Source organism: Flavobacterium sp. N1994 (assembly GCF_025947145.1).
Taxonomy (GTDB): Bacteria; Bacteroidota; Bacteroidia; order Flavobacteriales; family Flavobacteriaceae; genus Flavobacterium.
Window position 1 is genome coordinate 744,310 of the sequence record NZ_CP109999.1, and the last position, 15,262, is coordinate 759,571.

General features: G+C 33.5%; 16 protein-coding genes. 11 read left to right on the top strand and 5 right to left on the bottom strand.

Annotation, left to right across the window (positions count from 1 at the left end; genetic code table 11):
- Positions 1-3 precede the first annotated feature (3 nt).
- The 5 genes from OLM53_RS03485 to OLM53_RS03505 form a co-directional block, all read right to left on the bottom strand.
- Positions 4-858 carry a rhomboid family intramembrane serine protease gene (locus tag OLM53_RS03485; RefSeq protein WP_264521672.1) on the bottom strand — a complete coding sequence of 285 codons (855 nt, stop codon included), beginning with the start codon at positions 856-858 and terminating at the stop codon, positions 4-6.
- 3 nt (positions 859-861) lie between these two features.
- On the bottom strand, positions 862-1,674 hold the full coding sequence (locus tag OLM53_RS03490) for a rhomboid family intramembrane serine protease (RefSeq protein WP_264521673.1): 813 nt from the start codon (positions 1,672-1,674) through the stop codon (positions 862-864).
- A complete protein-coding gene (mutL, locus tag OLM53_RS03495) occupies positions 1,671-3,521 on the bottom strand; it encodes a DNA mismatch repair endonuclease MutL (protein ID WP_264521674.1) in 1,851 nt (616 codons plus the stop codon). Before mutL ends, OLM53_RS03490 begins: the two co-directional genes overlap by 4 nt.
- Before the next feature lie 163 nt (positions 3,522-3,684).
- Entirely contained in the window at positions 3,685-4,188 is a 504-nt protein-coding gene (gene ribH / locus OLM53_RS03500; RefSeq protein WP_264521675.1) for a 6,7-dimethyl-8-ribityllumazine synthase, read from the bottom strand.
- A gap of 1 nt (position 4,189) precedes the next feature.
- Positions 4,190-4,981 (bottom strand): tetratricopeptide repeat protein, encoded by a 792-nt coding sequence (locus OLM53_RS03505; protein ID WP_264521676.1) that lies wholly within the window; start codon positions 4,979-4,981, stop codon positions 4,190-4,192.
- Between the two features lie 168 nt (positions 4,982-5,149).
- Between OLM53_RS03505 and recF the strand changes: the two genes are divergently transcribed.
- The 11 genes from recF to OLM53_RS03560 all read left to right on the top strand — a co-directional run bounded on the left by recF (position 5,150) and on the right by OLM53_RS03560 (position 15,197).
- The gene (gene recF / locus OLM53_RS03510; protein ID WP_264521677.1) at positions 5,150-6,229 is read left to right on the top strand and encodes a DNA replication/repair protein RecF; all 1,080 of its coding nucleotides are present in this window, start codon (positions 5,150-5,152) and stop codon (positions 6,227-6,229) included.
- A 40-nt stretch (positions 6,230-6,269) separates the two neighbouring features.
- Positions 6,270-6,965, top strand: a complete 696-nt coding sequence (locus tag OLM53_RS03515) for a rhodanese-like domain-containing protein (protein ID WP_264521678.1) — start codon at positions 6,270-6,272, stop codon at positions 6,963-6,965.
- Between the two features lies 1 nt (position 6,966).
- Positions 6,967-7,641, top strand: coding sequence for a DUF2461 domain-containing protein (locus tag OLM53_RS03520; RefSeq protein WP_264521679.1), 675 nt, complete (start codon positions 6,967-6,969; stop codon positions 7,639-7,641).
- A gap of 6 nt (positions 7,642-7,647) precedes the next feature.
- A complete protein-coding gene (locus OLM53_RS03525; protein ID WP_264521680.1) occupies positions 7,648-8,715 on the top strand; it encodes a glycosyltransferase in 1,068 nt (355 codons plus the stop codon).
- Between the two features lie 2 nt (positions 8,716-8,717).
- Positions 8,718-10,565, top strand: a complete 1,848-nt coding sequence (asnB, locus tag OLM53_RS03530; RefSeq protein WP_264521681.1) for an asparagine synthase (glutamine-hydrolyzing) — start codon at positions 8,718-8,720, stop codon at positions 10,563-10,565.
- A gap of 41 nt (positions 10,566-10,606) precedes the next feature.
- Complete coding sequence (gene murB / locus OLM53_RS03535) at positions 10,607-11,620, top strand: UDP-N-acetylmuramate dehydrogenase (protein WP_264521682.1); 1,014 nt, start codon at positions 10,607-10,609, stop codon at positions 11,618-11,620.
- 21 nt (positions 11,621-11,641) lie between these two features.
- Positions 11,642-12,253 (top strand): FMN-binding negative transcriptional regulator, encoded by a 612-nt coding sequence (locus OLM53_RS03540; protein ID WP_264521683.1) that lies wholly within the window; start codon positions 11,642-11,644, stop codon positions 12,251-12,253.
- Positions 12,254-12,339: 86 nt separating this feature from the next.
- On the top strand, positions 12,340-13,446 hold the full coding sequence (locus OLM53_RS03545) for a glycosyltransferase (RefSeq protein WP_264521684.1): 1,107 nt from the start codon (positions 12,340-12,342) through the stop codon (positions 13,444-13,446).
- Positions 13,437-13,988, top strand: coding sequence for an RNA polymerase sigma factor (locus OLM53_RS03550; protein ID WP_264521685.1), 552 nt, complete (start codon positions 13,437-13,439; stop codon positions 13,986-13,988). The genes OLM53_RS03545 and OLM53_RS03550 overlap by 10 nt, the downstream gene beginning before the upstream one ends.
- An 80-nt stretch (positions 13,989-14,068) precedes the next feature.
- The gene (locus OLM53_RS03555) at positions 14,069-14,221 is read left to right on the top strand and encodes a hypothetical protein (protein ID WP_264521686.1); all 153 of its coding nucleotides are present in this window, start codon (positions 14,069-14,071) and stop codon (positions 14,219-14,221) included.
- 145 nt (positions 14,222-14,366) lie between these two features.
- The gene (locus OLM53_RS03560; RefSeq protein ID WP_264521687.1) at positions 14,367-15,197 is read left to right on the top strand and encodes an energy transducer TonB; all 831 of its coding nucleotides are present in this window, start codon (positions 14,367-14,369) and stop codon (positions 15,195-15,197) included.
- Positions 15,198-15,262: the final 65 nt, after the last annotated feature.

The window sequence follows — 15,262 nt, forward strand, 5'->3', positions numbered from 1 at the left end:
ACTTTATTTCCCTGCTCTGAACAAGAATTCTTTTTCTTCTTTGGTCAAACTGTCGTAACCCGATTGGCTAATCTTATCTAAAATTTCATCCAATTGTTGTTGTGTTTTATCTTTAACAACAATTTTACTTTCCCTTTTAACAGTAGGTTTTTTGGCATTTACGTGTACTTTTTTGAATGGTGTAGTTTGCTTTTTATTAAAAATGTTCAAAACAGCATCTACTATCTTACTCAAATCAGTACCATTTTGCAACAACTTAATGTAAATATAACCAAAAAATGCTCCGCTCAAATGAGCAATGTGACCGCCTGTGTTATTCATTTGAATTTGCAATAAATCCAATAAAAGAATAACTGCGGTGATATGCCAAAGTTTAACATTTCCAATTAACAACAATCTTATTTCCATCAATGGCTGATAAGTTGTAGTTGCCACTAATAATGCCATTATTGCTGCAGAAGCTCCAACCATACTTGAAGTTTGATGCAATAAATAAAAACTAAATACAAAGCATAATCCAGCGAAAATAGCACTCAAGATATACAATCCGAGATATTGCTTTTGCGTAAAAAAAGTGAGAAATAATCGGCTCGAAAAATTCAAAACCATCATGTTAAAAAACAAATGCAGGAATCCATAATGCAAAAAAGCATACGTTACTAATGTCCATGGTTTTAGTAAAACAATATTCGGTTCTGATGAAATAGCAAGCCAATTAGGAAAATCAAAAAGACCTAGCTTAAATTGGTAGAAAAAAATAATAGACAATAAAAACAATCCAACATTCCAATAAATCATCTTATTGGCAATACCTCCAATTTTATACTGAAACTTTAAATCGTCAATGATACTGTTCATAGCTTAATTCCAACGGTTTTTATTAAACTGATTTTTCTTCCAATACCACATCATCAAAAAGCCTGTTAATGCACCTCCTATGTGAGCAAAGTGAGCAATTCCTGTTCCACCAGCTCCAAAAAGAGAACTTCCTTTAAATCCTAAAAATAAATCAACCGCTATTATTCCGGGTACAAAATATTTAGCTTTAATCGGAATCGGAATAAACATAATCCCTAGTTCTGCCATAGGAAACATAAAAGCAAAGGCAGTTAGCAATCCGTATATGGCACCTGAAGCTCCCAAAGAAGTAGATTGAAAATTCTGAACTGCTGAAGCCAATATATTAAATTGATCTTGATTACATTTTGCATTTTCTAATATAGTTTTTACTTTACTGGCTATCATTTGACCATTAGCATCAAAGACACTTCCATAATCTGCACTTAAAAGAATTTGAATGTCGCTTTTAGAAAAATTCAAACTTGACAGTTGGTCTAAAGCATATTGAATTTGGAAATAGTTAACTGCCGTATGCAATAAAGCTGCCCCTAAGCCACAGGAAATATAAAAGAAAATAAATTTTTTAGCTCCCCAAAAATGCTCTAAGGCACTCCCAAAAGAAACCAAGGCAAACATATTGAAAACAATATGCATCAAATTAGGCATTGGCGCATGCATAAACATACTGGTCAAAGGTTGCCAAATTCTAAAATGAGGACTCAATGGATAATATAAAGAAAACAACGGATATGCCGTTGCTACGAACTGAGAGCCTATAAAAAATATAATATTGATAATCAATAACTGCTTAACAGTTTCGGTCATTCGCATCATACGCTGAATTTTTTATCTAAATCTTCCACACTCATCGTGATGAAAGTTGGTTTTTGAAAAGGAGACACATTCGGTTCTTTACAAGCAAAGAGATTGTGCACCAAATTTTCTTGTTCTTTTTCGGTCAAATAAGTTCCAGTTTTTATAGCTAAACTTTTCGCCATCGACTTGGCAATGGTGTCATTCTGACAAAAACTACTCTCTGGAATGCCATCTTGCAAATCACTCAATAACTCTTCCAAAACGATAGAAATCTCACTTTCGGTCACATTGACAGGCAAACCTGATATCAAAATATGGTCATCTTCAATAGCTTCAAAAATAAACCCAGTGTTTTCTAGTGAGAATTGTAATTCTTTTACTAATTCTATTTCGGCAGATGAAAAATACAATTGCAATGGGAATAACATTTGCTGACTTGAAGATTTCTCAACGGTCATACTAGTCAAAAAAGCTTCATATAAAATACGTTCGTGCGCTCGTTTTTGATTAATAATTACCATTCCTGATTTTATTGGGCTAACGATATATTTTTTGTGAATTTGATAAGTTCGCTTTACCTCCTGCTCTATTTCATTTTCTTCAAATAAAGAAGAGGAAACAGCATCATTTTCAAAAGTCATTTCGGAAATTTCTTGTCCAGCATTCTTTAAACCCACATACAAACTTTCCCAATTGGGTTGTGGTTCTGCTTTTCTATAATTGGAAGAGGAAGCAAAAGACTTACTTGGCTTTTCATTCGAAAAAGGATTGAAGTTACTATCCACTTGAACTGTAGGATACTCAGCTTCTTTATTTTGATATTGATAAGGTGTATCCAAATTAGGATCTCTATCAAAATCTAAAACTGGAGATACATTAAATTGCCCTAAACTATGTTTAATAGCAGAACGCAAAATAGCATATAAGGCATGTTCATCGTCAAATTTAATCTCCGTTTTTGTGGGATGAATATTGATATCAATAGTATGAGGAGGAACGTCTAGATAGAGAAAATAACTTGGTTGAGCTCCGTCTTTTAATAATCCCTCATAGGCAGCCATTACGGCATGATGTAAATAGCCGCTTTTAATATACCTATCGTTAACAAAGAAGAATTGCTCTCCCCTATTTTTCTTAGCGAATTCAGGTTTACCGATAAATCCGTGAAGATTTACAATTTCCGTTTCTTCTTTTACGGGTACTAATTTTTCATTGGTCTTAGCCGCAAAAATATTGACAATACGTTGTCTGAAATTGGATATTGGCAAATTAAACATTTCACTACCGTTATGGTACATCGTAAAATGAATGTTCGGATGCGCCATAGCCACTCGCTGAAATTCATCAACGATATGACGTTGTTCCACCGTTTCCGATTTTAAGAAATTTCGTCTCGCTGGAATATTAAAAAACAAATTCTTCACCGAAAACGAAGTCCCTTTTGGTAAAACAATTGGTTCTTGTGAAACAAATTTACTGCCTTCAATAATGATATGCGTTCCCAGTTCATCGTACTCTTGTTTGGTTTTCATTTCTACATGAGCAATTGCAGCAATAGATGCTAATGCTTCACCACGAAACCCTTTAGTATATAATGAAAATAAATCTTCGGCATGACGAATTTTAGAAGTGGCGTGTCTTTCAAAACACAAACGAGAATCGGTAATACTCATTCCAACACCATTGTCAATTACTTGAATCAAGGACTTACCAGCATCTTTAATGATTAATTTGATATCCGTTGCTTTAGCATCAACAGCATTTTCTAATAATTCTTTGACTACAGAAGCTGGTCTTTGAACTACTTCACCAGCAGCAATCTGGTTGGCAACATGATCAGGAAGTAATTGAATTATGCTCGACATTCTTTAGGGTTGAGAGTTCAGAAATTAACATTCGATTTTTGATTAACCGAAGTAAGCAAATTTAAGGAAAAAGAATTGGGATTTGTTGTTAATAATTGTCTAAAAATAAAAAACCTATTCATAAAAGAACAGGTTTATATTTTATAATGCTATTGAAAATAAATTAAGACAAAGGCTCACCTGAGTTTTTTCTCAACTCCGCCATTTTTATAGCGGCAATAGCGGCTTCGGTTCCTTTGTTTCCATGAATACCTCCGCTTCTATCAATGGATTGTTGTTCGTTATTATCTGTTAATAAACAAAAAATGACAGGAACATCTGTTTGTACATTCAAATCTTTGATACCTTGAGTTACCCCTTCACAAACAAATTCGAAATGCATCGTTTCTCCTTTTATGACACAACCAATCGTAATGACTACATCAACTTCTTGAGTAACAATCATTCGTTGTGCACCATAGACAAGTTCAAAACTTCCTGGTACATTCCAACGAGTAATATTTTCTGGTAAAGCACCACAATCTAATAAAGCAGCTTCTGCCCCATTATAAAGACCATTTGTGATGTGATCATTCCATTCTGAAACAACAATCCCAAACCGAAAGTCCTTCGCGTTTGGGATTGTATTTTTATCGTAATTGGATAAGTTTTTGTTTGCCGTAGCCATACTATTGAGCTAATCCAATCAAAGCATCTATTTGTTGTGCTTCCGGAGTAGCATCAAAATTGTCTTTGATATCGGTGAAATATTTTAAAGCATCTGCTTTATTTCCTAATGCCAAAGCAGTTTTTCCAGCTTTCAATAAATATCTTGGTCTAGTAAAATCATTTTGGTTAGCGTCAGCGGCTTTAATATAATACTCTAAAGCTTCTTTTTGCTTGTTTTGTTGTGCATATGCATCACCAATAGCACCTTTAGCCAAAGTACTTAACATAACATCATCTGAAGAGAACTTTTCTAAACTTGTAATCGCTTCAGCATATTTTTTAGTATTCAAATAAGCAATACCAGCGTAATAATTAGCTAAATTTCCAGCATCTGTTCCAGAATATTCTTCAGCGATTTTAGTCACTCCAAATTTTCCTTCAGACCCTTTTAATACTAAATTGAATAAAGAATCCGATTTGGTTCCAGTAGCATCATCAACTGCTTTTTGGAAGTTTTGTTGTGCTACAAATAATTCGTTAGCAGCTTCTTCTTGTTTTGGCTCAGCAATAAATTTTTGATACATCAAATAAGAAACAGTCGCTACAGCCACAAGAGTAAGAAACCCTAAAATATATTTTTGGTTTTTGGCAACAAAATCTTCCGCTCTAGATGCTGATTGATCTAATGTGTCAAATGCCTTTGCCGTTGCGCTATCTTTTTCATCAACGTTTACATCTTCTATGTAGTTGTTGTCTAATTTTTCCGCTTTTTCTTTTGGTGCTTTATATCCTCTTTTGTTAAAAGTTGCCATCTATTTTTAATTTAGTGTGCGCAAAAATAAAATTTTTATTCATATTTAAAAGCTATTTTTCTCGATATTTTTGAATAATTTGCACCTCTTTACTTTGAGACTGTGGAATGAATTCATTTTCCTCATATAAATAAGGAGTTTAAGCACTAATTTAAACCAAAAATCAAGTTGTTTTTAAAGCGAATTTCATTATTCAATTATAAAAATTTTTCGGAAGCTACCTTCGAATTTGATGCTAAAATCAATTGTTTCGTTGGAAAAAACGGCATTGGAAAAACTAATGTTCTCGATGCAATTTATCATTTAGCCAATGGTAAGAGCTATTTCAACCCGTTGGCCGTTCAAAATATCAAACATGGAGAAGATTTTTTTGTGGTAGATGGTGAATTTGAAAAAAAGGAAAGAGCAGAGCAGATTTTGTGCAGTTTAAAAAAAGGACAAAAGAAAATTCTAAAACGAAATGGGAAACTCTACGAAAAATTCTCCGACCATATTGGTTTTATTCCGTTAGTGATTATTTCACCAGCCGATAGTGATTTAATCATTGAAGGTAGTGAAACACGAAGAAAGTTTATTGATAATGTTATTTCGCAATTGGATAGTTCTTATTTACAACAGCTAATTCAATATCAAAAAATCATTATACAACGGAATGCTTTACTTAAGTATTTTGCATTGAATCATGTATTTGAAAATGATACTTTGGCTATTTATAATGAACAACTAAATAGTTTAGGACAATCTATTTTTGAAAAGCGAAAACAATTTTTAGCGGATTTTATACCTATATTTAATAAGTATCATAGTGATATCACTAACGGAGCTGAAACCGTTCAATTAGTGTATCAAAGTGATTTGTTTCAAACAGACACATTGACTTTATTGGAACAAAATTTACAAAAAGACAGAGCTTTGCAGTACACTTCCGTTGGGGTACATAAAGATGATTTATCTTTTGAAATTGATAGTCACCCCATTAAAAAATTTGGTTCCCAAGGGCAACAAAAATCTTTTCTAATTGCCTTAAAACTAGCCCAATTCGATTTTGTCAAAAGGCAAAGTGGCGAAAAACCCATTTTACTCTTTGATGATATTTTTGACAAGCTCGATGAATATCGTGTAAGCAAGATTATTGAAATGGTAAATCAAGAAGAATTTGGACAATTATTTATTTCTGACACTCATGCAGAACGCACGGAAAGTATAGTAAAATCAACACATCAAAGTTATAAACTATTTACTCTTTAATATCATTCAAATTTGTAATTTTACATCAAATTTTTTAGTCATGAAATCAAAATTACTCTATCTAGTAGTACTCCCTTTTTTATTTTTGAGTTGTCAAGGACAATCATCAAAAGCCATTCAAACCATTGACGTAAAAACCTTTGCCGAAAAACTGAAAGCAACTGAAAACCCTCAACTTTTAGATGTGAGAACTCCAGAAGAATATAGTTCAGAACATATTGGTAATGCGGTTAATGTGAATTGGAACGGGAACGATTTTGTAACCAAAGCTAATCAATATGATAAAACAAAACCCATTTTTGTGTATTGTAAAGTTGGAGGAAGAAGCGCGCAAGCTGCTAGTAAATTAGCCGAATTAGGATTCAAAGAAATATACAATTTGGATGGAGGTATTATGAAATGGAATGCAGCTGGAAACGCTAAACCAAGTGATAAAATAGTTGGCATATGCGACCAAGAATTTGGTGAATTAATTAAATCAAGTGACAAAGTGATGATTGACTTTAATGCTAAATGGTGTGCGCCTTGTCAAAAAATGAAACCTTATATTTTGAAATTACAAGGAGAGTTAAAAGACCAAATTAAAATTGTTCAATTAGATGCTGATGAGAATAAAACTATCGTTGAACAATTGAAATTAGAAGGATTACCAACTGTAATAGTTTATGAAAAAGGAAAAGAAGTTTGGCGAAACGTAGGGTATATTTCAGAAGAAGATCTTAAAAAACATTTGTAATATGATAACCAAAGAAGCGGTTACTTTTCTAGAAGATTTAGTAGCCAACAACAATACCGATTGGATGCATGCCAATAAAAAAAGGTATGAAAGTTTTAAAAAAGACTATCATAATTATATTGCCAGTGTTTTGGCTGAAATGAAAGCTTTAGACAAAAAGTTGGAGCCCTTAGAAGTCAAAAATTGTACTTTTCGTATTAACAGAGATATCCGATTTTCAAAAGACAAATCGCCTTATAAAACCAATATTGGAGTTTGGATGTCACAAAACAGAAATAGTAAAAATGCGCCGGGTTATTATATTCATTTTGAAAAAGGAAATTCCTTTATAGCTGGCGGTTGCTGGTGTCCTGAGCCCAATGAACTGAAACAAATCAGAAAAGAAATTGCTTATTTTTATGAAGATTTAGAATCCATTGTTAACGATAACAAGTTTAAATCCGAATTTGGAACTATTACTCGAGATGAAAATAATACGCTTAAAAAAGCACCAAAAGATTTCGAACCCAATCATCCAGCCATTGAATTTTTAAAACTCAAAAGTTTTACTGCATCTGAAAAATTAGAAGATAACCTTTTTTTAGAAGCTGATTTCAGTAAAATTGTAGCAAAGAAATTAATTGCCTTAAAACCATTTAATGATTTTTTAACCAGAGCCTTAGAAACTGAAGACTAAACCAAAATGTCAAAAAAACGAATTCTTTTTTTAGGAGAGACTTACCGCGCTGATGCCATCACTTGGATGAATGGTCTTAAAGAATTTGGTGATTTTGAAATCGTCACTTGGGAGCTTAAAAAAAGTAGTATTGGCTTTAGTAGAATTAGCCGATTAATAGAACTTTTAATGGCTTTTTTTACCATTAGAAAAATTACAAAATCATTCCAACCCGATATGGTCATTGCTGAACGAACGACTAGCTACGGTTTTTTGGCTGCTTTAACAGGTATAAAACCAGTTGCCATAGCACAACAAGGAATTACCGATCTTTGGCCTCATAATTCGCCTTTATATCCTTTCAAAAAAATGCTTCAAGATTATGCTTTTAAAAAAGCTGATTTAATTCATGCTTGGGGTAAAGTTATGTCTAACCACATGGAAAATAGTAATGTTGATATGACTAAAGTTTTGGAATTACCTAAGGGAATTAATTTAAATTCCTTCTCCTTTAGTGATACTCAGAATTTAAAATCAATTGATGCTATAGTCACAAGAGCACTTGAACCAGAGTACAAACATGATGTTATCTTAAAAGCATTTTCTATAATTAAAAAGAAAAATATTCCTTTTACCCTTAGAATTGTTGGAGATGGAAGTTTATTGAAATCCCTTCAAAAATTAGCTATTGAACTTGATATTGAAAAAGAAGTCATTTTTAAAGGAAGAACACCTAATACAAGAGTAGCTGAATTACTTCATAATGCCAATTTCTATATTAGTATGCCCATAACCGAAGGAGTTTCAGCATCTTTGTTTGAAGCTATGGCCTGTGGTTGTTTTCCAATAGTAACCGATTTACCTGGCAATAGAAGTTGGATCAGAAATCACGAAAATGGGATATTGATTCCAAGTAAAAATTATAAAATTTTAGCAGAAGAAATTATGAGTGCTTTTGAAAGAGATGTTTGGAGAAAAGCCGTAGTCAATAAAAACAGAGTTTTCATAGAAGAAAAAGCTAACTACACCATCAATATGAATACTATTGCCCAAGCCTATCATGAATTAATAATGGAAAAAATAAGCCCAAAATAACTATGTGTGGGATTAATGGTATTTTAAAGTTCAACCAAGACAAAGTTGACCAAAATCAACTCTTAAAAATGCGTGATGCACTTGAACATCGCGGTCCTGATGATGCTGGTTTTTATATTCAGGAAAATCTTGGTTTAGGCCACAGACGTTTGTCAATTATAGATACTAGTGCCGCTGGTCATCAACCTTTTATTTCAGAGAACCAGAGATTCATTATGGTTTTCAATGGTGAAATCTACAACTACAAATCTTTTTATGGCGAATTAAAAAGCAAAGGTTTAGTCATTAAAACAGGTTCTGACACCGAAGTTTTGATGTTGTTGTTTGAACTATACGGAATGAGTTTCTTACACCGATTGCAAGGGATGTTTGCCTTTGCCATTTGGGATACATTGGAAAAGAAATTGATTTTGGCTAGAGACCGAATGGGTGTAAAACCTTTGTACTATGCGTTTTATCAAAATTCTATTTATTTTGCCTCCGAACAAAAAGCTCTTTTTACTGCTGGAGTTCCATTAGAAATTTCAGAAAACGGATTAGATGAATATTTTTTCAATCGATTTGTAGCTGGTGAAAACACCTTGTACAACCGAGTAAAAAAAGTGTTGCCCGGACATTATATGGTTTTAGAAAACAATGGCTATACTACCTTTACAAAATGGTGGAGTCTAAAATCAGAAATTGAAAATTTCCCAAGTATTAAAAACCCTAAAGATTGGTTTGAAGAAACCTTTTTTGAATCGGTAAGATTGCGGATGGTTAGCGATGTTCCTGTTGGAGTGCTATTAAGTGGTGGTTTAGATTCTTGTTCCATATTATCGTCTCTTTACCATCAGGATTATAAAAACATCAACACGTTTAATATTGGATTTGCAGAAGATGAACACAACGAATCCTTTTTAGCCAAAAAAATTACCGAGGAATACCATTATAATTTCAACAATACTCAACTTGACAACGATTCATTATATCAAAATTTACTTGAATCCACTTATTATCAAGATGAACCTTTGATGCATTTAAATGAACCCCATCTTTTAGCGGTTTCAAAAATAGCAAAACCAAAAGTAAAAGTATTGCTTTCGGGCGAAGGTGCCGATGAACTTATGGGAGGTTATGTTCGTTATAAAGCTTTGAGAAGCCCTTCCTTATTAAAGGTAGTTTCGGGTTTAAGCTTAATGGAACGGTTTAACAAAAAGCCGCGTTATGACAAATTAATGCGCTACTCTAAAATTGACAATGTAGATGATTTAGTTATTTTCAATGGTTCTAACGTATATCCAGAAGATATTAAATCGTTTTATGGTAGAAAGGAAGTTCCTTTTAATCAATACCGACAAGAAATTTTGGAAGAGGCTAAACAATTATATCCTAATAATCCGCAACGACAAGTATTGTATTTTGACCAACATACCTACATGTGTTCGTTACTAGATAGAAATGATCGTTGCACCATGGGAACATCTATAGAATGTCGGGAACCCTATTTAGATTATCGATTGATTGCTGGATTAGGAACTTTAGAGGACGATTGGTTCTTTAAAGGAAAGAAAGGAAAATTCATCCTCAAAGAAACGATGAAAAACTTACTTCCTCCTGAAATAATCAATTTTAGAAAGATTGGTTTGAGTGCGCCTTGGTATAGTTATCTGATGGAATACCCTGCATTTAAAGAAGAATTAGATGCTTTTGCCATAAGTCCCATATTTGAGATGTCTTTTTTAGAAAACCTTGATGGAAAAAAATTGGTAGCCGAATTGCGTCAAGGAAATAGTAAATTGATGCCTTACATTATGCCTATTTTCATGTTGCATATTTGGTACAAAAACTATTTTAAAAAATTCAGTTAATTTGTTTACCTACTTTTGTATGAAGTAATTATTAGTACTATATGAATATCCAACCTAATTTCTCTTTAAAAAAATACAACACTTTCGGTATTGAAGCCAAAGCCAAACAATTTGTAGCAGTACATACTGTAGCTGAGTTAAAGACTGTTTTACAAGAAAACAAATCGGAAACCAAATTTGTTTTAGGTGGTGGAAGCAATATGCTGTTAACACAAGATATTCAGGCGTTAGTGATTCATGTTGATTTGAAAGGCAAAAAAATACTAAAAGAAGATGAGGATTATGTTTGGGTAGAAAGCATGGCCGGTGAAAATTGGCACGAATTTGTACTTTGGACCATCAATCAAAACTTTGGTGGATTAGAAAACATGTCCCTTATTCCGGGCAATGTGGGTACTACTCCAGTTCAGAATATTGGAGCTTATGGCACTGAAATCAAAGATACTTTTGTTTCTTGCGAGGCTATGAATATGGCAACCCAAGACATGAAAACGTTTAGCAAATCCGACTGTCATTTTGGATATAGAGAAAGTGTTTTCAAACATGAAGCTAAGGACCAATTCATTATTACATCGGTAGTTTTTAAACTGACGAAACGCCATCATAAAATCAATACTTCCTACGGAGATATTACCAAGGAACTAGAAAAACAAAACGTGACTACTCCTACTCTTAAAGATGTTTCCAATGCTGTGATTGCCATTCGACAAAGCAAATTGCCTGACCCGAAAGAGTTAGGAAACAGTGGTAGTTTCTTTAAAAATCCAATCATATCAAAAACGGATTACGATAAGATTAAAGCTTTACATCCAGAAATGCCACATTATGTAATTTCAGAAACCGAAGTGAAAGTTCCTGCAGGTTGGCTTATTGAAAAAGCAGGTTTCAAAGGAAAACGTTTTGGTGATGCCGGTATTCATAAAAACCAAGCTTTAGTATTAGTCAATTATGGTAATGCTACTGGACAAGAAATTCTAAATGTTTCAAAAGATATACAAGCCACTATTTTAAAGGAATTTGGTATTGCTATTGAAGCAGAGGTGAATGTGATCTAATCTCAACTATTCGTAATTATCATGTACATTCCAAAACTTTATAAAAACGAAAACCAGGAAGACATTCAAAACTTCATCCATCAAAATGGGTTTGGGATTCTGATCAATCAAACCAATGGAAAGCTTTGGGCGACTCACATACCCTTAGTTTTGGAAGAGCAAAATGGGAAGCAAATTTTAGTCGGACACCTCTCTAAAGAAAACCCCCAAGCGGAAAGCTTTAAAACCAATGATGAAGTTCTCATCGTTTTTTCGGGAGCTCATTCCTATATTTCTTCTTCTTGGTACGACCATGAAAATGTACCTACATGGAATTATTTAGCAGTTCATGTTTACGGAAAACTAACCATTCATTCTTTGGAAGAAACTGTGGCCGACTTAAAAAAACTAGTAGACAAATACGAAGCCAAATCAGAGAAACCCATTCGTGTAGAAGAACTGTCCAAAAAAACTATGCTTCAAGCACGAGGAATTATTGGCTTTGAAATTGAAATAACCGCTATTGAAGCTAAGAAAAAATTATCTCAAAATCGAGACGACAAAAACTACCAAAATATCATTTCAAAACTGGAAAATTCTAATGATTTTCAATCCATTGAAGTGGCAAAAGAGATGAAAAAAAACAGAAAATAACGGCTGTAAAATTTCCTCTTTCTTCATCAAAATTTCATATTTGATTTTGTACATTTGCAGACCTTTTTAAAAGTTGAAAAAGCACTATGTTACTATCTGTTTTTTGTTTATTTATCGCCGTTGTTATTGTTCAATTCCTGTACTACATTGTTGTTTTTGGCAAATTTTCATTTGCTAAACCTCAATCGGCTACACCAAAAAGAATTCCAATATCCGTAATTGTTTGTGCCAAAAACGAAGAGGAAAATGTTAGAACCCTTATTCCACTTTTGGTAGCACAAGACTATCCACAATTTGAAATCGTTTTAATTGACGATGCCTCAAGCGATAATACTTTAGAGATATTTGAAGAATTTGAAAAACTGCATTCCAATATCAAATTGGTAAAAGTAGAAAACAACGAAGCTTTTTGGGGTAACAAAAAATATGCACTAACGCTGGGTATCAAAGCAGCCAAAAATGAATATTTATTATTTACTGATGCTGATTGTCTTCCATCTTCAAAGGATTGGATTAGCAATATGAGTTCGCAATTTACCGTTGAAAAGACTATTGTTTTAGGATACGGTGCTTATGAAAGAATTGCTGGTTCGTTCCTTAATAAAATCATCCGTTTTGAAACTTTACTAACGGCTACGCAATACTTTGCATGGGCTAAATTAGGCAAACCATATATGGGTGTTGGGCGTAATATGGCATACAAAAGAGAGGAGTTTTTCAAGGTTCGTGGCTTTATGGATCACATGAAAATCCGTTCAGGAGATGATGATTTATTTATCAATCAAGCAGCTGACGCTAAGAATACTACTGTATGTTATTTGCCAGATAGTTTTACTTATTCCAAACCAAAAACTTCTTTTAAAGATTGGTTTAAACAAAAACGTCGCCATGTATCTACAGCCAAACATTATAAATTATTTGACCAAAACCAATTGGGTATATTCTATGTTACGCAATTACTGTTTTTAGCATTGCCTATCCTTTTGTTAGCCTTCCAATTCCAGTGGATAGCGGTGGTGAGCATCATTGGGTTCCGTTATATTTTTGCTTGGATTGCGATGGGATTTGCAGCAGGAAAACTTAAAGAAAAAGACGTAATGTATTGGTTTCCCATAATTGAAATTGTGCTAGTTTTAGTGCAACTGAACGTCTTTATTACCAATACTTTTTCAAAGCCAGTACATTGGAAATAAACCCCTACATAGAAAAAGCCAAAAAAGGAGACCAATCGGCCTTTACATATCTGCTCGACCATTACTGGAATGAAGTCTATGGCTTTATGCTAAAACGCACCGAAAACGAAACGGATGCTGAAGACATTACCATTGAAACTTTTTCTAAAGCCTTTGACAAAATTGCTACTTATAACCCCGAATTTCAATTCAATACTTGGTTGATTGCCATTGCCAAAAATGTGCATATCGATTTACTTCGTAAAAAGAAATCGACTCATTTTGTAGAAATCACGGATGAAGAAGACCAACAAGCTTACAATGTTGCCGATACTACACCCTCTATAGAAGACGCTTTGATAACAGAGCAAAATTTGTCTCGACTATTGCGATTTATCAAAGAATTGAAACCCCATTATCAAGAAGTAATCCAACTTCGCTATTTCCAGGAAATGAGTTATCAAGAAATAGCCGACCAATTAGGGGAACCTTTGAGTAACGTGAAAATCAAATTGCTTCGTGCCAAAAAACTACTGGCAGAAATTATTGAAAGCAAACCCTAATTTCCATTTTTTTCACTATTCCTATTATTTAAGAACTAGTTACTACAGTAACTAGCCCTGTTACCTATGTTTTAGAGCACATGGCGGCAGTAGTATGTCCTGTTTTGAAGAATTTAGAGCACATGGCGGCAGCAGTAGGCCCTGTTTTGAAGAATTTAGAGCACATTGCGGCAGTAGTAGGCTCTGTTTTGAAGAATTTAGAGCACATGGCGGTAGTAGTTTGCCCTGTTTAGAAAAATTTACAGTACATGGCGGTAGTATTTTTACTTTTTTTTGAAAAAAAACTAATAAATCATATACTATTTGATAATTTATTGCGTTATATACTAAAATCGCACCACTATGTAACATAAATACCTAACTCAAAAACAATTAATTATGTCAAACGTTAGTATTTATGAAAAAAACTGGATCGATCTAGTTTTTGAAGACAAGAACAAACTTTACGGAGCGTATCAGTTACGCCAGGAAAACTCTCGAACTTCATTGTTAGCCTTATTTGTGGGGATATTATTTATCCTAACCTTACTGGGTTCATGGATGTTATTTTCTTCTTTTGGAAACCAACCTGATGTCGCCCCTATTGATGATAATGGCGTTGTAATCACTCTTTCTGATTATAATACACCTAAAGATGAAGAGCCTAAAAAAGAAGCTGTGGCGCCTTTAAAGAAAGAAGAGGAAACCAAGAAAATCGATAAAAAAGATTTAGTACATCCTACTCTTGTTAAAGCTGAAGACAATCCAGATGCTATTAAATCTAATAAAGAATTAAAAGACAATTCATCGGACACTAAAACGGATGGGACAGACACTGGCGTAACATCTACTAATACTTCAGGAAGTACATCTAGTGTGACAACAATTACAAAACCCGCTGCTGGAGGTGGAAATAATCCTGTAAAAACATATGAATTAGACCGGCTTCCAGAATACCCAGAAGGAATGAAAAAATTCTATGAATATGTAGGGAATAGCATTGATAAATCGGAAATTGATAGTAGCATTTCTGTTAGTGTTATCATGTCATTTATAATAGAAAAAGATGGCAGTATGACGGACATTAAGGTATTGCGAAGTACTGATAAAAACTTAGAAAAAGAAGCTATTAGAGTACTGAGAGCTTTAAGAATAAAATGGTCTCCTGGGGTTAAAGATGGTGAAAAAGTGAGAACCTTATACACCCTTCCTATAAAAGTAGCATTTTAAAATAACCGCTAAACATTCTTGCTTTTTTGCCCTTAAACCTGACTAGTATTAAAAAAATGGTCAGG